This is a genomic window from Actinomadura sp. NPDC000600, from assembly GCF_040492135.1.
In the GTDB taxonomy this organism is placed as follows: Bacteria; Actinomycetota; Actinomycetes; order Streptosporangiales; family Streptosporangiaceae; genus Spirillospora.
In genome coordinates this window covers 159,413-180,494 of sequence record NZ_JBEUPD010000017.1, presented here as the reverse complement: position 1 = coordinate 180,494, position 21,082 = coordinate 159,413, and the positions used below count along the sequence as shown (strand labels likewise).

Below are 21,082 nucleotides of genomic sequence, written 5' to 3'. Positions count from 1 at the left end.
AGGACATCGTGCCCAGGGCCACCCCCGTGTCCGGCTCCGCGCCCGGCGCCGTCGCGATCTCCGTCGCGGCGCCGGCCTACAACGAGGCGGAGAACATCGCCGCCGTGGTCGCCGAATGGCGGGCCTACCTGGAGGGGAACCCGCGCATCGCCGACTGGGAGATCGTGGTGTGCGACGACGGGAGCACCGATGCGACCGGCGCCGTCCTGGCCGCGCTCCAGGAGGAGTGCCCGCGGCTCGCCGTCACCCGGTTCGACCGCAACCGCGGGGCGGGCGCCGCCATCGCCGCCGCGATCGCCCGCACCCGGCTGGAATGGGTCGTCCTCCTCGACTCCGACGGCCAGTTCCCCATCGCCAACCTCGACCGCTTCCTCGATCCCGTCCTGGCCGGGAAGGCCAGGGCGTTCTCGGGCGCCAGGATCCGCAAGGCCGACAGCCTGCCCCACCGGTGGGGCTCGGCGGCCAGCGGCGCCGTCAGCAACCGGCTGCACCGGACCCGGTACCGGGACTTCAACTCGGTGTTCAAGGTGGTCCACGGCCCGCTGTTCCGGTCCCTGCGGCTGGAGTCGGGCGGGATGAACTGCTCGACCGAGATCACCGCCCGGGTCGCCGAACTCGGCCACACCTGGGTGGAGATCCCGATCGAGCACCGGGAGCGCGCCGCCGGCGCCCGCGGTTGGCGGTTCTGGGGCGGGGCGCGCGATCGGGCGCTGCTGGTCGGCTATCTCGGCTACCGCCACTGGCTGCAGCGCCGCGGTGTCCTGCGCGCCGAGGCCGGGGACGGACGCGACCCGGCGGTCGGCACCACCGGGCGGGCGTGCGAGAGCGCGGTCCGGGCGGGAGAAGCGCGGTGACCGAGCGGCGCCCGGGCCCGACGCGGGTCGCCATGTTCAGCGGCGGGCGCGGTGGCGCGGGCATCGCGCGGCGGCTCCTGCGGACCCCCGGCGTCCGGCTGACCCTGCTCGTCAACGGGTACGACAACGGCCTGTCCACGGGCGCGCTGCGGCGCTTCCTGCCGGGGATGCTCGGCCCGTCCGACTTCCGCAAGAACCTGCTGCCGCACCTCGACCCGGCGGACCCGGCCCAGGCGGCGCTCTTCGCCGTCCTCGAGCACCGGCTCCCCGCCGGGACGGCGCCGCGCGACCTCGGCGACCTCGCCGGCGCGCTCGCGGCACCGGAGACCTCCCCGCCGGGGTTCGCCGCGCTGCCGCGGCGCGCCCGCGCGGCGATCACCCGGGACCTGACCGCCTTCCTGCACCGCCTGGAGGAGGACCCGGACGGGCTCGACCTCGCCGGCTGCGCGCTCGGCAACCTCGTGTTCGCCGGCGCCTACCTGCGCGCGGGCGAGGACTTCAACGCGGCGGTCCGGTCCTGCGCGCGGACGTTCGCGACCCCGGCCCGCCTCCTGAACGTGACGGACGGCGGGGACGCCCACCTCGTCGCGCTGAAGGAGAACGGGCGGCTGCTCGCCGACGAGGCCGACATCGTGGCGCCGCAGGACGCGGCCCGCATCACCGACCTGTTCCTGCTCCGCCGCCCGCTCGGGCCGGCGCAACGGGACGAGCTCGAGACGCTGCCCGTCCAGCGGATCCGCTGGGTCCTCGCCCGCCGGCGGGCGGCGGTGTCCGCCAACCGGGCGGCGCTGGCCGCGCTGGCGGACGCCGACCTCATCGTCTACGGCCCGGGCACCCCGCACTCGTCGCTGCTGCCGAGCTACCTGACGCCCGGCGTGGCCGAGGCGATCGCCGCGAACCGCGCGGCCGCCAAGGCGTTCGTGGTCAACATCCGCGAGGACCACGACGTCCAGGGCATGAGCGCCCCGGCGCACGTCGACCTCGCCCTGTCCTACCTCGGCGACCCGGGCAACGAGCGGCGGACGGTCACCCACGCCGTCTGCCACCGGCCCAGGACGGGACGGCCGGACGTCCCGGCGATGCCCGGTGACATCGCCGAGGCCGGCCTGCGGACGAACACGCAGTGGATCATCGCCGACCTGGCGGACCCCGGACGGCCGGGGGCGCGCGACGGCGCGCGGACCGCCGACCTGCTCACCGGGCTCGCGGCGGGCGCGGCGTCCGACCCGGCGCTGGAGCCGGCCGGATGAGGGCCGTGCCCGCGCCCGCCGGGGCGCTCGCCGGGCGGCGGGTCTGGCTCTGCGACCTCGACGGGACCCTGGTGGACTCCGGCCCGGCCCACGAGGCCGCGTTCCGGGCCGCGCTCGCCGAGGTCGCCCCCGCGCTGGCCGGCGGCTTCCGGTACGGCGACCACGCGGGCGCGGCGACCGAGGACGTCGCGGCGGCCCTGGGCCTGGCGTCCGGCGACGCCGAGCGGTTCGTCCGGCGCAAGCGGCGGATCTACCGCGCCGGCGTGGCGGCGGGCCGGGTGGCCGTGTTCCCCGGCGCCCACCGGTTGCTCGGACGGCTCTCCGAGCGGGGGCGCGCGGTGTACCTCGTGACCGGCGGGAGCAGGGGGTCGGTGGAGCGCGTCCTCGCGGCCGCCTCGCTGCGCCGGTACTTCACGGACGTCCTGACCGGTGACGACGTCCCCTGCGGCAAGCCCGACCCCGCCTTCTACCTGGCGGCCTGCCACCGGTGGGGCGTCGACGCCGCCGACGCGGTCGCCGTGGAGGACTCCGCCCACGGGGTCGCCTCGGCGGTCGGAGCGGGGCTGCCGACGCTCCAGGTGCACGCGGCCGAACCCGCACCGGGCGCGATACCGGTGCGCGGCCTGGAGGACGTTCTCGCCCTCCTCGACCGGAAAGGCGATGGCGATGACCGACGTGCCGGCGACTGACACGGCGAAGAGCGGCGCGACGATGCCCGGCGCGACCGTGCCGACCGCGCCCGGGGCGGGCCGGGTCTGCGCGGTGATCCCCGCGGCCGGCCGGGGGACGCGGCTCGGCCTCGGGGTCCCGAAGATCCTGCTGGAGCTCGGCGGCGGGGTCACCGTGTGGCACCTGCTCCACCGGCGGCTCCGGCCGGTGGCCGGGCACGTCCACGTCGTCGTCTCACCGGAGGGCGAGGCGCCGTTCCGGCGGGCCGCGGCCGAGGAGATCGCGCGCGGGACGGTGTCGGTGAGCATCCAGGAGACGCCGGCCGGCATGGGCGACGCGGTCTTCGGCGCCGCCCCGCACTGGGACGGCCACGACACGCTCCTCGTCGTCTGGGGCGACCAGGCGGGACTGTCCACGCGGACCGCGCGGCGGGTCGTGCGGGCGCACCGCCCGGGCGGGCTCACGATCCCCCTGGTGGCGATGCCGGACCCGTACGTCGAGTACGAGCTGGCGGGCGGCCGGCTCCTCCGGATACGGCAGTCCCGCGAGGGCGACGAGTGCCGGCCCGGCGGGCTCGGCGACGTCGGCGTGTTCTGCCTGGGCACCGCGGGGCTCGTGGACGCCTGGAACCGCTACCTCGCCGACGCCGCACGCGGCGACGTCACCGGCGAGGTGAACTTCCTGCCGTTCCTCACCCACCTGTCCCGGGAGGAGGGCCGGGAGGTCACGGTCGTCCCGGTCGCCGACGCCGACGAGGCGCGCGGCATCAACACCAGGGACGACCTGGAGTTCGCCCGGCGGGCGTACCAGCGGTGCGCGGACTGATCCCCCGGACCGGTGCGCGGCGCGGGCTCGCCGCCCACCGCCGGACCGCCGTGCCCACGCTGCTGAGCACCGCGGCCAGCGGCATCTCGGCGGCGACCACGCTGGTCGTCGCCCGGGGCACGGGCGCCGCGCAGTTCGGCCGGTTCACCGTGGTCCTGTCGATCGCGCTGATCGTCACGGTCGGGATGCTGATGAGCCTGCACTACGTGATGCTGCAGGAACTGCCGCGCCGCGACCCGGCCGGGCATCCGGCCCTGACGACGACCGCGCTGCTGTCCACGCTGGCGCTCGGGGGCGGCGTCGCGGTCGGCGGCGCCGCGGCGTCGCCCGTGCTCGCCCCGGCGCTCGGGGTCGACCCGCGGGCGCTGTGCCTCGGGCTGGCCCTGGCGCTCGCGATGACGCTGAACCAGCTGACCGAGAGCTTCCTGCGCGGCAGGCGCAGGTACGGGTTCGTGGCCGGGCTCAAGCTCGCCGTCGCCGTCGCCTACCTGTCCGGCTCCGCGTTCTCGCTGCTCGTCCTCGGGATCCGGGACGCCGAGTACTACCTCCTCGCGCTGACCGGCAGCTACGCCGCGTTCAGCGTCGCCGCGCTGACCGGCGTCGAGATCGTCCCGCGCGCCTGGTCGCGGGCGGCGGCGCGCGCGCAGTACCGGCACGGGGCCTACGTCACCGCCATCGCGGCGCTGACCGGCCTCCTGTTCGGGCTCGACGTCATCTTCCTCAACCGCTGGGCCGGGCAGGCCGACGTCGGCGTCTACTCCGTCTACAACGGCTTCCCCAAACGCCTGCTCGGTGTCGTCTTCACCGACGGGATCGGCCTCGCGCTGCTGCCCGCCCTTGCGGTCGCGGACAAGCCCGCCGTCATGCGGCGGATCGCGCGGCTGGCGCCGCTCGTCGCGGCCGGCACGGGGCTCGTGTCCTTCGCGGCGAGCACGGTGTTCTTCTTCCTGCTCCGCGCCCAGTACCCGTACTCGCTCACCCTCATGGGGCTCTCCTCGGCGGGCATCGGCGCGCACGCCGTCTTCAACCTCTACTCCGTCGCCCTGTCCATGGACGGCGTGCGCGGCGCCCGGCTCCTCATCGCGTGCCTGGCGGCCGGCACCCCCGTCGCTCTCGCCTGCCAGGCCGCCTGCATCGCCTGGTGGGGGCTCTACGGGGGGCTCGCCGGGTTCGCGGTGAGCAACCTCGTCCTCGTCGCCGCCGTGGCCGCCGCCGCGGGCCGCGCGTACCGGCGGCCGAGCGCGGCGGACCGTCCCCTGCCCGTTCTGGAGACCGGACATTGAACCGTGAAGCGGCGCCGGATCGGCGCCTGAAGATCGCCTACGTGGTCAACCAGTACCCGCCGAACGTGACGACGGGCCTCGGCCGGTACGTCGAGCTGATCACCCCGCACCTGGCGCGCGGGCACCGGCTCGCGGTGTTCACCCTCAACGCGGGGCGGCAGCCCGTCCACGAGCGGCACGGCTCCGTCACCGTGCACCGGCCCCTGGGGCGGATCCTCGGCGCGGTGAGCAGGCGGCGCCGGCTCAACCGCACCCGCAGGCTGGACTTCCTGCTGATCACGGCGAACGTGGTGGTGAGCAACTGGCGGTACTTCCTCCGGCTGCGCCGGGCCGCCGAGCGTCCCGACCTGGTCGCGGTGCACGATTCGACGAACTTCCTGTGCGGCCTGCTCTGCCACCACGTCCTGCGGCTGCCGGTCGTGTTCCACGTCCACACCACCGAGTACGGCGTGGCGCCCCGCCGCAGCATCGCCGACCCGCTGAACGCGTTCGCGGCGCTCGAACGCCACCTGGGCCGGATCGCGCGCCGCGTCGTCGTGCCGACCCCGGAGGTCCGCGACCAGCTCGCCGCGGCCGGCTGGGACCCGGCGAGGATCGACGTCGTGCGGCTCGGCGGGACGTTCGAGCCGCTCGTCGCCGGGCTCGACCGGGAGCGGCTGCGCCGCCGGGCCGGCGACCTGCGCGCGCGGCTCGGGATCCCGGCGGACGCGCCCGTCCTGCTGTTCGTCGGACGCCTCGAACGGCAGAAGGGCGTCCACGAGCTGCTCGAAGCGGTGCCGCGGATGACCGAGGCCGTGCCCGGCCTGCGCCTCGTCCTGCTGGGAGAGGGGGACGAGGCCGCGGCGCGGGCCGCCGGGAACCGGGTCCTGACGCGCGGGTTCGTCTCCGGCCCGGCGCTGACGGAGTACTACGCGATGGCCGACGCCTGCGTCTTCCCGTCGCTCTTCGAGCCGTTCGGCCTGGTCGCCACCGAGTCCATGGCGCTCGGCAGGCCGACGATCCTCGGCGCGGGCTTCTCCCGGATCTTCGCCGGCGACCCGGCGCGCCCGGCGGTGCGGTTCGTCGGCGGCACCGGCCCCGCCGACATCGCCGACGCCGTGATCGACGTCATGACCGACCCCGAGGCGCGCCGCGCGCTCGGCGAGCGCGGGGAGCGGTTCGTCCGGGAGGAGCTGAGCTGGACCCGCGCGGCCCGCGAGACGCTCGCGCTCTACGAGGAGTCGGTGTGGCCTCCGTCTGCGTGATCGTGCCGTGCTACAACGCGGCCAAGACGCTGCGCCTGTGTCTGGAGGCCGTCCTGGCGCAGACCCGCCGCCCCGACGAGATCGTGGTCGTCGACGACGCCGGCTCCGACGGCTCCGCCGGGATCGCGGCCTCGCTGGGCTGCCGCGTCGTGCGGCTGCCGGAGAACCGCGGCGTCTCGGCGGCCAGGAACGCGGGCGCCGCGGCGACCACCGCCGACGTGCTGTTCTTCCTCGACTCGGACGTGGCGCTGCGCCCCGACGCGCTGGCCAACGCCCTGGCCGTCCTCGACGCGGACCCCGGGTGCGGCTGCGTCCAGGGCGTCTACGAGACCGAGCCGCTCATCGACGACGGCCCGGCCGAGTGGTACCGCGTCCTGCACGCCGCGTTCTGGCGCCGCCGCCACCTCGGCGAGGTCACCGGCCTCGTGTTCGCGCTGGCCGCCATCCGCCGCGACGTGTTCCAGGCCGCCGGCGGGTTCGACGAGGCGCTCCGCGACTGCGAGGACGTCGAGTACGCGAGCCGGCTGCACGGGCGCTGCCGCGTCGTGCTCACCGACGCCGTCCAGGGCCGGCACGACGACGGGAGCCGGCTGGCGGGGATCCTCGCCGAGCAGTGGCGCCGGGCCGTCCCGCTCGTCCCGCTGCTGCTCGCCGCGGCCCGGCGGGGCGGCGGGCAGCCCGAGCACGCCAACCGCCCGGCCGGCATCCTCGCCGTGGCGCTGGCGCCGGTGCCGCTGCCGCTCGCCGTCCTGCATCCGGCGTTCCTCGCGCTGAGCGCGGCGTGCGTTCTGGCCTTCACCGTCTCCGACCCGCCGCTCGTCCGGTTCGTCCACCGGCACCGGGGGACCGCGTTCACCGCCTACTTCCTGCTGGTGCACCTGGCCGTGCACGCGGTCCTCGTCTCGGGGATGGCGTTCGGCGCGCTGCGCCTGCTGCGCCGTCCCGCGCGCGCCGGCTGAGCCACCGGCACGCCCGCACCGGCGGTCGGGGTCACAGGGTGGGGCGGAGGGGTTCGCCGGAGGCGAGGAGGGCGAGGGCGGCGGCGCCGTAGAGGCCGGCGTCGCGGTCCAGGGCGGTGGAGGAGACGCGCAGGTCGCGCAGGTGCGGCATGCCGGCCCGGACGCCGATCGCGGTGCGCAGCGGGTCGAGGAGCAGGTCGCCCGCGGCCGCCACGCCGCCGCCGATGACGACGTCGCGGATGTCGAGGACGGAGGCGGTGTTGAGGATCGCGGTGGCGAGGGCGCCGGCGGCGCGGTGGAAGGCCGCGAGCGGGATCGGGGCGCCGGCGCGGGCGGCGGCGGCCAGGGCCCGGGCGTCGGGGCGGCCCGTCGCGGGGGCGAGCGTCCAACCCTGGGCGAGGGCCCAGCGGACCATGCTGGGGCCGCCGGCGATCGTCTCCAGGCAGCCGCGGGCGCCGCAGACGCAGGGCTCGCCGTCGAGGTCGACGATGACGTGGCCGATGTGGCCCGCGTTGCCGGTGCGTCCCGTCCAGGGGCGGCCGTCGATGACGAGGCCGCCGCCGACGCCCGTCGACACGACCATGCCGAGCAGGGAGTCGCACTCGTGCCCGCCGCGCCACCACTCGCCGAGCGCCATGCACTGGGCGTCGCCTGCGAGGGTGACCGGGACGCCGGGGACGAGGCGCCGCACGGCCGCGACGAGCGGGTAGCCGCGCCAGCGGGGGATGTTGATCGGGCTGACCGTGCCGGCCTCGGTGTCGATCGGGCCCGCCGAGCCGATGCCGACGCCGGTCAGCCCCGGTCCGGCGAAGTCGGCGACGAGGCCGCGGAGGGTGGCGGTGGGCGCCTGGCCGACGGGGTGCTCGGCGCGGTCGAGGAGCTTCCCGGCGGCGTCGACGCGGGCCACGGCGAACTTGGTGCCGCCGATGTCGAGGGCGAGGACGGTCATGACCCGATCCCCGGGAGCGCGCGGTAGAGCGTGCCGTGTCCGGTGAGGCGGGTGGCGGGGGCGCCGGCGGGGATGAAGGCGGCCTGGCCGCGGGTGAGGACCAGGGCCGGGTCGGCGGTGAGGCGGGCCTCGCCTTCCAGGCAGAGGAGCGTCTGCGGAAGGCCGGCGGGCAGGGCTTCGGGGGTTTCCGTGAGGTCGTGGCGGACGAGGGTGAACTCCTCGGCGGCCGTCCGGTACCGGCGGTCGGCCGTGGGCTCGACGCGGTGGGGCTTGGACGGCGCGAACTCGACCACGCGCATCAGTTCGGGGACGTCGATGTGCTTGCCGGTGAGCCCGCAGCGCACCACGTTGTCCGAGTTCGCCATGACCTCGATCGCGAGGCCGCCGAGGTAGGAGTGGGGCACTCCGGCGCCCAGGAAGAGGGCCTCGCCGGGCTTGAGCCGGACGTGGTCGAGCAGGAGCGCGGCGAGGACCCCGGGATCGCCGGGGTGGGCGCGGGCGATGTCGGCGTAGACGCCGGTCAGGGCCGGTTCGACCGCGTCCTGGACGGCCCGGGAGCGCTCGTCGAGCATCTGGGTGAGGACGGTCCGGAGCGCCTCGGCGGGCGGCGCGGTGCGGAGCGTTCCGATCCACGGGTCCAGTTCGGGGACCTTCAGGTCTTCGAGCAGGTCGGCGGTCTCGGCGGGGTCGCGGAAGCCGCAGAGGCCGTGGAACTCGGTGAGGGCGCAGACCATCTCGGGCTTGTGGAAGGGGTCCTTGTAGGTGCGGGTGGGGTCGTCGGCGGGGGTGCCCTGCGCCTCCTCCTGGGCGAACCCTGCCTCGGCCTGCGCCGCGGTCGGGTGCACCTGGAGCGACAGCGGCCGCTCGACGGCCAGCACCTTGAGCAGGTACGGCAGCGTGGGGCCGAACCGGTCCACGCACGCGGTGCCCAGCATCCCGACCGGGTCGCGGTCGATGAGGGCGCCGAGGGGCGTCCCGTCCACACGGGACGGGGCGGCGGGATGCGCGCCCGCCCACAACTCGGCCTGCGGGCGCCCGGTCGGCTCGACGCCGAGCAGTTCGGGCAGCGCGGTCCGCGACCCCCAGTCGTAGGGACGGATCGCGGTGGTCAGCGGCAATGGCACCAACCTGCGCGATCTCCTTGCTCGGGGCACCGTGACCGGACGACGGCGCGCGTGAGGGACAGCGTACAAGCGCCGGGGGGCAAGGCGAACGCGGCTCGGTCGGCCGCGCCGCCGTTTTCGAGTGAACCTGGAGGGTCCTCTCAGCGAACTCATAAGCGGGCCCGGTGTGCGATCGGGCGAGCCTTTAGGATGAGCCCCAGGGGGTGGTGGACGTGGGTAAGCACAACAAACCGGCGACGCGGTCGTGCCCCGGCTGCAACGGGACCGGCACCAGTACCGCCACCCATGAGCGGTGCAACGTGTGCCGGGGCACCGGCCGCATCTGACGCCGGGTCACCGCCGCCGGGTCACCGCCGTCCGACCTCCGGCTCGACCGGCGCCGGCGCTGACACCGCCTCGGGCGCGCGGCGCCGGGCCTGGCCCAGCGCGACGGCTACCGCCCCCGCGCAGGACGCCCAGGCCAGGACGGCGTACCCGCCCGCCGACAGGACGGCCGTCGACAGCAGGCTCGCGGCCGCTGCGACCATCCAGACGGCCGCGTCGACGGCGCCCTCGACGTGCGGGCGCTCCGGCTCCGGCAGGTCGCGGGCGAGGCGGGCGCTGCCGCCGACGAAGCAGAGGTTCCACCCGTAGCCGAGCAGGAAGAGCGCCGCGACGCGCCCCTGGGATCCGGACGCGACCGCCGCGAGCGCCGTGGACAGGGCCAGGGTGGCCAGGCCCGCGAGGATCACGGGCCGCGCGCCGAACCGGTCGGCCATCCGCCCCGTCACCGGTGACAGGGCGAACATGCCGAGCGTGTGCGCGGCCAGCGTCATGCCGACCGCGCCGAGGCCGTCGCCGTGCATGTGCATGTCCAGCGGCGCGGCCGTCATGACGGCGACCATCACGACCTGCGCGGTGACCATCACCGCGAGCGCGGAGCGGGCGGCCGGGGTCCGGGCCAGCCTGCGCAGCGGCGGCGGCGAGCCCTGCGCTCCCGCCCGGCCGCCCGGCCCGCCGGTCGCCGCCGCGGCGGCGAGCACGCAGGTCAGGACGGCCAGCAGGAACGGGCCGGTGAACGGGGGAAGGCCGGCGCCCGCGGCCGCCGCGCCGGTCGGGTCGAGCAGCAGCGGCCCGCCGACCGCCCCGGCCGCCGCGCACCACACCACGAGCCCGATGGCGAAGCCGCGCCGTCCCGCCGGGTGCAGGTCGGCCGCCGCGTACCGGGAGAGCTGGGCCCCCGCGTTGCCGAGGCCGAGCAGCAGCATCCCGAGGCACAGCCCCACGACGTCGCCGTTCGCGACCGCCAGGGCGGCCAGGCAGGCGCCCGCCGCCGCCGCGGCGTAGCCGAGCACGAAGGCGCGCCGCCGGCTCGCCCGCACGAGCCGGGTGAGCGCCAGGGCGCCGATGCCCGTCCCGACGATGCCGATCGTGTTCGGCACGCCTCCCCACGCGGCGCCGAGCCGGTCGGCGGCGACCAGCGTCGCGGTGGCGCTCGCCGCGGCCATGGCCGCGTTCATCAGTGCGGTGCCCGAGCAGAGGGCCGCCATCGGGCGGGATCGCTTCTCCATGCTTTAACGCTAGAAATGCTCATGCCCGGATGGAATGGATGATCACTGGCATTCGACCCATCCTGCTTATAGTTTGCAAAGCAGATCCGGGAAGGGACTTTCAAGATGGATCAGACCGACTGGAGCATCCTCGCCGAGCTGCAGCGGGACGGCCGCCTGTCGTTCAACCGGCTGGCGTCCCTGGTGAACCTGTCGCCCCCCGCGGTCGCCGAGCGGGTGCGGCGCCTCGAGGAGTCCGGGGTGATCACCGGCTACCAGGCGCGCGTCGACCCGGCCAGGGTCGGCCAGCCGCTGACGGCCTTCGTGCAGATGCGCTGCGCCCACGGCCGCTGCCTGCTCAAGACGTCCGCCGCCGAGGACCTGCCCGAGGTCACCGAGGTCCACAAGCTGAGCGGCAGCTGGTGCTCGATGCTGAAGGTGCGCGTCGCGTCGATGCAGCACATGGAGGGGCTCCTGGAGCGCCTCGGCGAGCACGGCGAGATGAACTCGCACATCGTCCTGTCGACCGCCTACGAGGGCCGCGCGGTGGAACCCCCCGCCCCCGAGAGCCGCGCGGTCACGCGCTCGGAGGGCTGGACCCGCTGACCCCGGCGGACCCGATCGCCCGCCCGTGTTCACCTCTCTTCGCGGCGCGCACGGGGCCGAAGATGATTCAATCGGGCGTTATGTGGCACTCGTCACTGCGCTCTTCGCCCTGGCGGCAGTGGTATCAGCGGGGCGTCCCCTGGAAGCTCGACATCCCGGACGTCCCCGTCACACGCCTGCTCGACGATGCCGCGGACCGGTACCCGCGCAGGCCCGCGCTGATCTTCTTCGGGCTGCGGATCTCCTACCGCGAACTGCGCGAGGCGGCGGACCGCTTCGCCGACGGGCTGCACCGGCTGGGCGTGCAGCCCGGCGACCGGGTCGCGCTGATCCTGCCGAACTGCCCGCAGCTGGTCATCGCGTTCTACGGCGTGCTGCGCAGGGGGGCCGTCGCGGTCCAGCACAACCCCCTCTACACCGAGGAGGAGATGCTCCGGCAGCTCGCCGACTGCGGCGCGCGCGTCGCGGTCGTGCTGGATCGTTCCTACAAGACGGTGAAGGCCGTGCGGTCCCGGCTGGGGCTGGAGCACGTCGTCGTGACGTCTCTGGTCGACTTCCTTCCGGTCGCGAAGCGGATCGCCCTGCGGCTCCCGCTCGTCCAGGCGCAGCGGCGGCGCGCGGCCATCTCCGCGGACGTGCCGCACGACCCCGGCCTCGTCCCGTTCAAGGAGTTGCAGAGGCCGCCCGCGCGTCGCGTCCGGCAACTGCCCCTGGAGCCGTCGCGGCACCTGGCCGCCATCCAGTACACCGGCGGGACGGAGGGACGCCCCAAGGGCGCGATGCTGACGCACCGGAACCTCGTCGCCAACGCCTGCCAGCAGCACGCGTGGGACCTCGACGGGCGCCCCGGCGAGGACGTGACGCTGGCGGTGCTGCCGCTGTTCCACTCGTTCGGGCTGATGAGCTGTCTCGTCGCACCCGTGATGACGGCCGGGTCGGTGGTCCTGCTCCCCCGCTACGACGGCGACCGCGTGCTCCGGGCGATCCGCAAGTACCGGCCGACCATCTTCCCAGGGGTGCCGACCCTGTACGAGCAGGTGCTCGACAGCCCGGGCTTCCGTCCTGACGACCTGCGTTCGCTGCGCATCTTCATCTCCGGCGCGATGGGGATGACGCAGAGCACCATCGACCGGCTCGACAAGGTCGGGGCCAAGGGCCTCATCAACTGCTACGGGCTCACCGAGGCGTCCCCGGCCGTCACGGGCAACCCGCTGGGCGGCGGGGCGCGCAACCTCACGGTCGGGCTGCCGCTGCCCATGACCGACGTCGTCATCGTCGACCAGGACGAGCCGACCAAGGTCCTGCCGCCGGGCGGGACGGGCGAGGTCGTCGTGCGCGGCCCGCAGGTGTTCGCGGGCTACTGGAACGCCCCCCTCGCCACGGCGCAGACCCTGTCGAAGGGCTGGCTCCGCACGGGTGACATCGGGGTGATGGACGAGAAGGGTTTCATCACCATCGTGGACCGCCAGCGGGACATGATCAAGGTGAGCGGCTTCACCGTGTCCCCGTCCGAGGTGGAGAAGGTGCTGCGCCGCCATCCCGCCGTGCACGACTGCGCCGTGGTCGGCGTCCCGGACGCGCGGCGCGGCGAGCGCATCATCGCCCACGTGGTCGAACACCCCGCCTACCCCTTCTCCGAGGACGAGCTGCGCCGGCATTGCGAACGCTTCCTGTCGCATTACAAGGTGCCCTCCGAGTTCCTCCCCCGGACCGAGCTGCCCCGGAACATGCTGGGCAAAGTCGTCCGGCAGCGGCTGCGGGACGAGTTCGCCGCCTCGGCCGCGGAGCGGATGGGCCCCGCGCGGAGTGGTTGACTGGTCGGGTGCACACCGGGACCGTCCAGTCGGAGCTCTTCACACGGCTCGTTCAGATCGGCCGCCGCCAAGGCGCGGAGGACGAGGAGCCGGAGACCCTCTACGACCGGCACGGTGTCCTCGTGGTGCGCGTCGGTGACGTGGTCGTGAAGGCGCACCAGGCCGACCGGGACCACGGAGACGCATTCCGCGACCGGGTCCGGCTGGCGGGCTCGCTCCCGGATCTGATCCTCGGGCCCTTGGGGCCCCCGCTGAGCGTGGACGGCCGCACGGTCACGCTCGCCATGTTCGGTGAGCCCGTGGACCCGTCCAGCGAACTCCCCTGGGAGGAAGGCGCTCGGCTCTTGGCGGGCCTCCACTCGGCGCCCGTCCCTGCCGACGTGCCGGCGTGGGGACGTCCGACGCGGGTGGCCCGCCTGGTCTCCCGCCTGGAGGACGGCCCCGCCGAGGACGCGGTGCGCCGGGCGTTCGCCACCCTGCCCGCCTGGATACGCGGCGAGGAGGACGAGCCCCCGGGCCGCGGCCGGCGCCTCATCCACGGCGACTGGCATCTGGGGCAGATGGTCCGCGCGCCGGGCGGGCGATGGCGGCTCATCGACATCGAGGACCTCGGCATGGGCGACCCCGCATGGGACCTCGCGCGTCCCGCGGCGCTCTATTCCGGCGGGGTCCTCTCCCCGGACGAATGGGAGCGCTTCCTGGGCGCGTACAGGGAGGCGGGCGGCCCGGCCGTCCCCGCGCAGGGCGACCCTTGGGCGGCCCTGGACGTTCCCGCCCGAAGTCTTGCGATCCAGATCGCCGCCACGTGCGTCATATCCGCGGGGAGGGAAGATCGGGCACTCGACGGTGCGGAGCAGGCGATGGTCGACGCCTGCGTGAGAATATCCGCGGCGGGGGACGCGGCATGACGTGGCGCGGAACCTGCCCTACATTTAGCCTCTACCTGGGGATCCATACCGGAAGGACGACAAGGCGATGCACTGCCCTAAATGTCGTGGCGTGATGCGGACCTACACCCGCAGCGGCGTCCACATCGAGCAATGTGACAGCTGCCGGGGCATCTTCCTCGACTACGGCGAGCTGGAGGCCCTGGCCCAGATGGAGTCGCAGTACCGCGCGGCGCCTCCGCCCGCCTCGGCGCCGGGATGGGGAGCGCCCGGGCCGGCGGTCCACCACCATCACCACGGGGGACACCACCGCCCGCACCACGGCGGCGGCGTGTTCCACATGCTCTTCTCCACCTGACCGAACGGCCACGGCCCGCCCCCGAGGAGGCGGGCCGTGGCGGCGTGCGACCGGTCAGAGGCGCGGGTCCACCGGCTCGGACTCCAGCGCCAGGACGGCGAAGACCGCCTGGTGGACGCGCCACAGCGGCTCCCGGCCCGCGAGCCGGTCGAGGGCCTCGGCGCCGAGCGCGTGCTCCCGCATCGCCAGGGACCGCTTGCGCCCGAGGGACCTGCGGCGCAGCCGGTCGAGGTGCCTCGGCTCGCGGTAGTCGGGCCCGTAGATGATGCGCAGGTACTCCGGGCCGCGGCACTTGATCCCGGGCTGGACCTTGGTGCCCTCCGGGAGCGGCCCCAGCGGCTTGACGACCATGCCCTCGCCGCCCGCCGCGGTGAGCTTCTCCCACCACTCGGTGGCCGCGGCCTCCGACTCCGGCGACCCGAGGTCGACGGTCATCGCGCCCGTCCGCTGGACGAACCCGCTCGCGTCGCTCTCCGCGAGCCGCCCGGCCACGGCCATGTGCCACTCGTGGTCCCGCAGGCCCGCCCAGGAGCGGCCCTCCCCAGCCAGGACCTGGAACGGCGCGAAGCGCAGGCCGGCCAGCCCGTCCACCGTCCAGCAGTAGCGCGCGTACGCGTCGCGGAACCGGAACGCGTTCGCGGCCCGCCGGTCGATGTGCTCGCGCAGGTCGCCGACGTCAAGGCCGCGCCCGTCCGCCCGTGCCAGCACCTCGGCCGCCACCGGCAGCGCGGCGCGGGCGGCCGCGCCGGTCGCCGCGTACTGCGTGCGGATGAGGTCCATCGCCTTCGCCGACCACGGCATCAGCTCGCCGTCGAGGACGAGCCATCCGGTCTCCAGCTCGTCCCACAGCCCCGCGGCGCCGATGGCGGCGCGGAGCCGGTCGAGCACCTCGCCGGTTCGGGACGGGTCGCGGAAGAAGGAGCGCCCGGTGCGGGTGTAGACGGCGCCGGTCGTCCCGTCGTCCACGCCGAAGCGCTCCGCGGCCACCGAGGCGTCGCGGCACACGACCGCCACGGCGCGCGAGCCCATGTGCTTCTCCTCGCACACGGCGCGCAGGACGCCCTTCTCCCGGTACGCGGCGAGGGCCTCGGCCGGGTGCTCCAGGTAGCCCGGCAGGGACGACGTCTCGGCGGGGGCCATGGTGGGCGGCAGATAGACGAGCCAGCGCGGGTCGACGGCGAACCGGCTCATCACCTCCAGCGCGGCCAGCGCGTTCTCCTCCCGAACGGAGACGCGACCCATCAGGCGGGTCTCGACGCCCTGGTTCCCGAGGACGTCCCCGATGTTGAGGACGTCGTTCTCCCGGTGACCGCCCGCGCTGCCCGCGGCCGGCGCCTCCAGCGGACGCGTCGGCTCGTACCAGACCTGCCGCGCCGGAACCGACACCAGCTCGCGCTCCGGATACCGCAGCGCCGTCAGCTTCCCGCCGAACACTGCGCCGGTGTCCAGGCAGATGGTGTTGTTCACCCATTCCGCCTCCGGGACGGGCGTGTGCCCGTACACGACCATCGCCTTGCCCCGGTAGTCGCGCGCCCACGGGTAGCGCACGGGAAGGCCGTACTCGTCGGTCTCCCCGGTCGTGTCGCCGTAGAGCGCGAACGAGCGGACCCGTCCGGACGCGCGACCGTGGTAGTCCTCCTTGAGCCCGGCGTGGGCCACGACGAGGCGGCCCTCGTCCAGGACGTAGTGGGCGATGAGGCCGTCCATGAACCGCAGCGCGTCGTCGCGGAAGTCCTCGTCCTCGGCGGCGAGCTGCTCCAGCGACTCGGCGAGCCCGTGCGCGGTGCGCACCTTGCGCCCGTGCAGCGCGCGGACGAGCTTCGCCTCGTGGTTGCCCGAGACGCAGAGGGCGTCGCCGGCGGCCACCATGCCCATCACCAGGCGCAGCACGCCCGGAGTGTCCGGGCCGCGGTCGACCAGGTCGCCGACGAAGACGGCGGACCGGCCGCCGGGGTGGTTCGCCCCCACCGCGCGGCCCTGCGCGTCCCTGAGGATCTCGTAGCCGAGGCCGGCGAGGAGGTCCTCCAGCTCCGCGCGGCAGCCGTGCACGTCGCCGATGACGTCGAACGGGCCGGTCAGCTCGCGCCTGTCGTTCCACGCCTTCTCGTACCGGATCGTCGCGGCGTCGATCTCCTCCGGGCCGGTCAGGACGTGGACGCGGCGGAACTCGCGGCCCAGCGACCGCATGCCGCGCCGCAGCTCGCGCCGCTGGCGCGGGATGACGTGCGGGGCGAGGTCGCGGTCCGGGCGCCCGGCGTTGCGCTCGGCGGCGAGGCTCTCGGGGACGTCCAGCACGATCGCGACCGACAGGACGTCGTGCTCCTTGGCCAGCCGCAGCAGCGACTCGCGCGCCTTGCTCTGCACGTTGGTCGCGTCCACCACGGTCAGCAGCCCGCGCCGCAGCCGCTTGCCCACGATGTAGTGCAGCAGGTCGAACGCGTCGCCGGTGGCCGACTGGTCGTTCTCGTCGTCCGACACGACCCCGCGGCAGAAGTCCGAGGACACCACCTGGGTCGGCCCGAAGTGCTTGCGCGCGAAGTGCGACTTGCCCGACCCGGACACGCCGACAAGCACGACGAGCCCCATCTCGGGGACCTTGATCTCGGTCATCGGGTGAACACTCCCATCTGCGTCGGCGCGCCGACCTCGGGGTCGTCGTCGCCGACGGGCACGTGGCGGACGCGGTAGCCGTGCTCGGCGGCGACCCGGTCCGCCCAGGCGCGGAACTCGGCCCGCGTCCATTCGAAGCGGTGGTCGGGGTGGCGCATCGCCCCGGGCGCCAGCCCCTCGTAGCGGACGTTGTGCTCGGCGTTCGGCGTCGTCACGACCACCACGCGGGGCGCGGCGTGGCCGAACACGACCCGCTCTACGGCGGTGAGCCGCGGCGGGTCGACGTGCTCGATGACCTCCATCAGCACGGCCGCCTCGTAGCCGCGGAACCGTTCGTCCGCGTAGGTCAGCGCGCCCTGGAAGACCTCCCGGACGCGGGCGCTCTCGCTGTGCGGCCGCTTGTCCAGGCGCAGGCGCCGCGAGGCGTGGCCGAGCGCGCGGTACGAGACGTCCGATCCGGAGAGCTCGCTGAAGAACTCGTCCTTGGCCAGCCGGGCCAGCAGCTTCCCGGACCCGCAGCCGAGGTCGATGACCCGGCGGGCGTTCTCATCGCGCAGCGCCTGCTCCACCGACCGGAGGCGCAGTTCCGAGAGCGAGAGGGGCGCGTCCTCCGGCGCCGCCTCTCCCTGGCCCTCCTCGGCGGGGGCCTCCTCCTCGACCTCGATCGGGTCGAGTTCCTCGTCGGGCGCGTCCTCGGCGTCGGCGAGACGCCCGAGCGCGCTCCGCACGAGGGCGCGCCGGTTCGCCAGGTACCGGCGGGTGATGGCGCCGCGGTCGGGATGCGCGGCCAGCCAGCCCTCCCCCGCCCGGATGAGCTTGTCGACCTCGTCGGGCGCCATCCAGTAGTGCTTGGCGTCGTCCAGGACGGGGAGCAGCACGTACAGCTGGTTGAGGGCGTCGGCGAGGCGCAGCGTCCCGGTCAGCGTGAGCGTCACGTAGCGGGAGTCGCCCCAGTCGGGGAAGTCCGGGTCGAGCGGGACCGGCACGGCCGACACGTCCCAGCCGAGCGGGGCGAAGAACCGCTCGGCCTGGCCGGGGCCGCCCCGGCACGGCAGGGCCGGAAGGACGATCTCCAGCGGGATCGGCGTCTCCGCCAGTTCGGGGCGCAGGTCGCAGCGGCCGCGCATGGCGGTGCGGAAGACGTTCGCCATGGCCGACGCCAGGAGGGACGACGCCGCGTACGGGCGGTCGTTCACGTACTGGCCGAGTGAGAAGTCGGGCGTGCCTCTGCCGCGCGTGCGCACGAGCTCGACCGGGTCGACGTCCAGCAGCAGGGCCGCCGTGCAGTGCTGCTCCTCCGCGTCGGGGTAGAAGACGTGCGCCCTGCCGTAGGACTGCTCGAAGCGCTGCACCCGGCCCGGATGCTTGTGCAGGAGGAAGCCCAGGTCGGTCGCCTGGCTCATGGTCGTGGTGATCGTCAGAAGCACGCCCCAAGTGTGGCTGAAAGCACCGAACACCCCCATTGGTTTTCCGGCGGCGCGAGCTCAGGGCACCGAAGGGCCCTTCACGAACCGGCCCTTGGCGTCGTAGGGCCAGCCGTTGATCCGGCAGCCCTTCAGCCCGAAGATCTGCTGCTGCATGACGGGCGCGAGACGGTCGCGTCCCGCGCACGTCATGTGGCCGAACCCGAGCCGGTGACCGACCTCGTGGTTGATGGTCAGCGCGTGGTAGTGCTCCGGCCGGCCGCGGTAGTAGGTGGTGAGCAGCAGCCAGCGCTTCAGGTTGACGACGACCTGCTTGCCCGCGCTGCAGTTCACCTTGCCCTCGGTCGTCATGCCGTAGGCGCCGCAGATCTTGTCGACGGTGCCGGGCGAGGCCAGCTTCACCACGAAGTCGTACGGGCCCGAGCTGACGCGCTGGAAAGCCCACCGTCCGCCGGCGGTCCATCCCTTGGGGTCCGCCAGAATGGCGTCCACGCTTCGCGCGAAGGCCGCAGGGTCCTGCCGTAGACCGCCCTCTACTTCGACCATGTAGCGCATGAGCTTGCCGTGCCCGTGGACCCTGCCGCTTGAAGTGGGACGGGTGAACCTCCCGGTCCCGTTGGCGGGGATATACGGGGGGCGCTTGGGCTTGATGATGGGCGGGGAGGACGGCTCCGTCTCGACCCTGGCCTGGCTTCCCTGCCCCCGCGCCTCCCCTTCGCCGCTCCTGGGGGACGTCGCACCGGACACTCCGGAGCTCGGCCGCAGGTACCAGGCGAGCGCCCCGCCGGCCCCGATCACCAGCACGAGCGCCACGGCCGCCGCGACCAGCCCGTACACTCGGCCCCGGCGCGCCCGCTCGAACTCCGCATCCAGGTCGGGCATCCCCCTGCCGGATCTGCCGGTACGCGCTGTGGTCCGCTGCATCGTCGGCCCAGCATGCCAGAAATGATCTTTAAAGGGTTTGCGCCCGGATTCGCCCGGCCAGCAGAATCCGGAGGGACATGAGCAGACACCCCCGCCGGACGACCGCGCAGGAGACCGTGGCCATCCTCGGACGCGGCGACTACACGGCGCCGTCCGGCCGCACCGTCCCGATCGCCGACCGCCTCGCCGAGGCCGTCCGGCGCACCGTCCTCTACCGGCCCGGCGAGCTCGACACGCTGCTGGAGAACCTCCCTCCGGCCGGCTCGGGCGCGCGGACGCGGATCGAGGTCACCGGCGAGACGACGCTCGCCGCCGCGCGGCGCCTGTGCGCCCCGGGGACGACGCCGTTCGCGCTCAACTTCGCCTCCGCGAAGAACCCGGGCGGCGGGTTCCTGAACGGGGCGCACGCCCAGGAGGAAGGGCTGGCGCGCTCGTCGGGCCTGTACGAGTCGCTGCGCTCGGCCAGGGAGTACTACGACTTCCACCGCGCGCAGGGAGACCTCCTCTACAGCGACCACATGATCTACTCGCCGGACGTGCCGGTGTTCCGGGACGACTCCGGGCGGCTGCTGGAGGAGCCGTACGGCGTGGCGTTCCTGACCTCGCCCGCTCCGAACCGCGGCGCGATCCGCGACGCCGCCAAGGCCGAGCGGGTCCCGGCGGTGCTGCGGCTGCGCGCTCGCAAGGTCCTCGCCGTGGCGCTGGCCAACGGGCACTCCCGGCTCGTCCTCGGCGCGTGGGGCTGCGGCGTGTTCCGCAACGACCCGGCCGAGGTCGCCGAGGTGTTCGCCGAGGCGCTGCGTCCGGGCGGGGCGTTCGCCGACCGGTTCGAGCACGTCGTCTTCGCCGTGTGGGACACCGCCGCGGGCGCCCCGAGGCACACGGCCTTCCAGCGCGTCTTCGCCTGACCGTCCTGCTCGCCTAACCGCCCTTCCCGGGGCGGGACGGCTCCTCGATGTAGGAGGCGATCCCCCGGATGAGCAGGTCGAGGCCGAACTCGAAGCGCTCGTCGCCGCCCTCCGAGGTGAGCTCCTCCCCCATCTCGGAGATCGTGGGGTAGCGGTCCTTGGGCAGGGCGGCGAAGTACTCCCGGATCTGCTCGATGTACGCGTGGAAGTGCGCCCACGGGTCCTCCGCCCCCGCGGGGGCCTTGGCGTGGTAGATCGTGTCCTCGATGGCGTCGGCGTCGAGGAACATGCCGAGGGTGTCCACGGCGATGGCGGCGATCCTCTTCGGGACTCCCCCGGCGCGCATGAGAGCGAGCTGCGCTTCGGCGATGTCCAGCAGGTGGGGGCCGGTGGGGATGAGGCCCATCGACACCATCGCGATGTCGCGGTGCGAGGTGTAGACGCGGCGGACCTCGGACGCCAGCTCCTTCAGCTGCTCCTGCCAGCGCGCCGGGTCCGGGACGGGGAGCCGGACCTCGGCCGCCACCCGGTCGAGCATCAGCTCGCGCAGCTCCTCCTTGCCCGAGACGTGCGCGTAGAGGGACGCCGGTCCGGTGCCGAGCTCCTGGGCGACCCGGCGCATGGTCACCGCCTCCAACCCCTCGGCGTCCAGGACGCGGATCGCCGTGTCGACGATGAGCTCCTGCGTGAGCGGCTGCCTGGCGGGCGCGGGCCTGCGCGGCCGGCGTCCGGGCGGCGTCGGCATGTCCGGGCGTGCGGCTCGGCCGGATCCAGCCACGTCGGGACCTCCCAATCTCGCGATACATCTTGACTATCGCGAATCGCGATATATCTTCTCTATTGCAGAGAGGATTCCTCGAACACG

The 21,082-nt window shown here is 74.4% G+C and carries 19 protein-coding genes; 12 read left to right on the top strand and 7 right to left on the bottom strand.

Annotation, left to right across the window (positions count from 1 at the left end; all coding sequences use genetic code 11):
• Nucleotides 1-8: 8 nt before the first annotated feature.
• The 7 genes from ABWI07_RS24660 to ABWI07_RS24630 are packed head-to-tail and all read left to right on the top strand — an operon-like array spanning nt 9 to nt 7,084.
• Nucleotides 9-854, top strand: coding sequence for a glycosyltransferase family 2 protein (locus ABWI07_RS24660; protein WP_353819939.1), 846 nt, complete (start codon nt 9-11; stop codon nt 852-854).
• Entirely contained in the window at nt 851-2,104 is a 1,254-nt protein-coding gene (locus ABWI07_RS24655; protein ID WP_353819938.1) for a 2-phospho-L-lactate transferase CofD family protein, read from the top strand. The genes ABWI07_RS24660 and ABWI07_RS24655 overlap by 4 nt, the downstream gene beginning before the upstream one ends.
• On the top strand, nt 2,101-2,793 hold the full coding sequence (locus ABWI07_RS24650) for an HAD family hydrolase (RefSeq protein WP_149262337.1): 693 nt from the start codon (nt 2,101-2,103) through the stop codon (nt 2,791-2,793). The genes ABWI07_RS24655 and ABWI07_RS24650 overlap by 4 nt, the downstream gene beginning before the upstream one ends.
• Entirely contained in the window at nt 2,771-3,598 is an 828-nt protein-coding gene (locus tag ABWI07_RS24645; RefSeq protein ID WP_353819937.1) for an NTP transferase domain-containing protein, read from the top strand. Before ABWI07_RS24650 ends, ABWI07_RS24645 begins: the two co-directional genes overlap by 23 nt.
• Complete coding sequence (locus ABWI07_RS24640; RefSeq protein ID WP_149262336.1) at nt 3,586-4,881, top strand: lipopolysaccharide biosynthesis protein; 1,296 nt, start codon at nt 3,586-3,588, stop codon at nt 4,879-4,881. Before ABWI07_RS24645 ends, ABWI07_RS24640 begins: the two co-directional genes overlap by 13 nt.
• Nucleotides 4,878-6,125 (top strand): glycosyltransferase family 4 protein, encoded by a 1,248-nt coding sequence (locus ABWI07_RS24635; RefSeq protein WP_235037149.1) that lies wholly within the window; start codon nt 4,878-4,880, stop codon nt 6,123-6,125. The genes ABWI07_RS24640 and ABWI07_RS24635 overlap by 4 nt, the downstream gene beginning before the upstream one ends.
• The gene (locus tag ABWI07_RS24630; RefSeq protein ID WP_235037148.1) at nt 6,107-7,084 is read left to right on the top strand and encodes a glycosyltransferase family 2 protein; all 978 of its coding nucleotides are present in this window, start codon (nt 6,107-6,109) and stop codon (nt 7,082-7,084) included. The genes ABWI07_RS24635 and ABWI07_RS24630 overlap by 19 nt, the downstream gene beginning before the upstream one ends.
• A 31-nt stretch (nt 7,085-7,115) precedes the next feature.
• Here the strand turns inward: ABWI07_RS24630 and ABWI07_RS24625 are convergent, their stop codons facing one another.
• From ABWI07_RS24625 to ABWI07_RS24615, 3 genes are all read right to left on the bottom strand, one after another.
• Complete coding sequence (locus ABWI07_RS24625; protein ID WP_149262335.1) at nt 7,116-8,033, bottom strand: ROK family protein; 918 nt, start codon at nt 8,031-8,033, stop codon at nt 7,116-7,118.
• Entirely contained in the window at nt 8,030-9,157 is a 1,128-nt protein-coding gene (manA, locus tag ABWI07_RS24620) for a mannose-6-phosphate isomerase, class I (protein ID WP_353819936.1), read from the bottom strand. The genes ABWI07_RS24625 and manA overlap by 4 nt, the downstream gene beginning before the upstream one ends.
• A gap of 347 nt (nt 9,158-9,504) precedes the next feature.
• Nucleotides 9,505-10,707 carry an MFS transporter gene (locus ABWI07_RS24615; protein ID WP_353819935.1) on the bottom strand — a complete coding sequence of 401 codons (1,203 nt, stop codon included), beginning with the start codon at nt 10,705-10,707 and terminating at the stop codon, nt 9,505-9,507.
• Nucleotides 10,708-10,812: 105 nt separating this feature from the next.
• Between ABWI07_RS24615 and ABWI07_RS24610 the strand changes: the two genes are divergently transcribed.
• From ABWI07_RS24610 to ABWI07_RS24595, 4 genes are all read left to right on the top strand, one after another.
• Nucleotides 10,813-11,292 carry an Lrp/AsnC family transcriptional regulator gene (locus ABWI07_RS24610; protein ID WP_353819934.1) on the top strand — a complete coding sequence of 160 codons (480 nt, stop codon included), beginning with the start codon at nt 10,813-10,815 and terminating at the stop codon, nt 11,290-11,292.
• 80 nt (nt 11,293-11,372) lie between these two features.
• Entirely contained in the window at nt 11,373-13,106 is a 1,734-nt protein-coding gene (locus tag ABWI07_RS24605; RefSeq protein WP_353819933.1) for an AMP-binding protein, read from the top strand.
• Nucleotides 13,107-13,114: 8 nt separating this feature from the next.
• On the top strand, nt 13,115-14,014 hold the full coding sequence (locus tag ABWI07_RS24600) for a phosphotransferase family protein (protein WP_353819931.1): 900 nt from the start codon (nt 13,115-13,117) through the stop codon (nt 14,012-14,014).
• A gap of 67 nt (nt 14,015-14,081) precedes the next feature.
• The gene (locus tag ABWI07_RS24595; RefSeq protein WP_141583566.1) at nt 14,082-14,351 is read left to right on the top strand and encodes a TFIIB-type zinc ribbon-containing protein; all 270 of its coding nucleotides are present in this window, start codon (nt 14,082-14,084) and stop codon (nt 14,349-14,351) included.
• Between the two features lie 54 nt (nt 14,352-14,405).
• Here ABWI07_RS24595 and ABWI07_RS24590 read toward each other — a convergent pair whose 3' ends face one another.
• The 3 genes from ABWI07_RS24590 to ABWI07_RS24580 are packed head-to-tail and all read right to left on the bottom strand — an operon-like array spanning nt 14,406 to nt 19,267.
• Nucleotides 14,406-16,961, bottom strand: coding sequence for a polynucleotide kinase-phosphatase (locus ABWI07_RS24590; protein ID WP_353819930.1), 2,556 nt, complete (start codon nt 16,959-16,961; stop codon nt 14,406-14,408).
• Nucleotides 16,958-18,388: a 3' terminal RNA ribose 2'-O-methyltransferase Hen1 gene (locus ABWI07_RS24585; protein WP_353819928.1), complete on the bottom strand. Its 1,431-nt coding sequence runs from the start codon at nt 18,386-18,388 to the stop codon at nt 16,958-16,960. The genes ABWI07_RS24590 and ABWI07_RS24585 overlap by 4 nt, the downstream gene beginning before the upstream one ends.
• 57 nt (nt 18,389-18,445) lie before the next feature.
• On the bottom strand, nt 18,446-19,267 hold the full coding sequence (locus tag ABWI07_RS24580) for a DUF3152 domain-containing protein (protein WP_200842188.1): 822 nt from the start codon (nt 19,265-19,267) through the stop codon (nt 18,446-18,448).
• Between the two features lie 119 nt (nt 19,268-19,386).
• Between ABWI07_RS24580 and ABWI07_RS24575 the strand changes: the two genes are divergently transcribed.
• Entirely contained in the window at nt 19,387-20,217 is an 831-nt protein-coding gene (locus ABWI07_RS24575) for a TIGR02452 family protein (RefSeq protein ID WP_353819927.1), read from the top strand.
• Nucleotides 20,218-20,230: 13 nt separating this feature from the next.
• Here the strand turns inward: ABWI07_RS24575 and ABWI07_RS24570 are convergent, their stop codons facing one another.
• Complete coding sequence (locus ABWI07_RS24570; RefSeq protein ID WP_235037145.1) at nt 20,231-20,995, bottom strand: TetR/AcrR family transcriptional regulator C-terminal domain-containing protein; 765 nt, start codon at nt 20,993-20,995, stop codon at nt 20,231-20,233.
• Nucleotides 20,996-21,082: the final 87 nt, after the last annotated feature.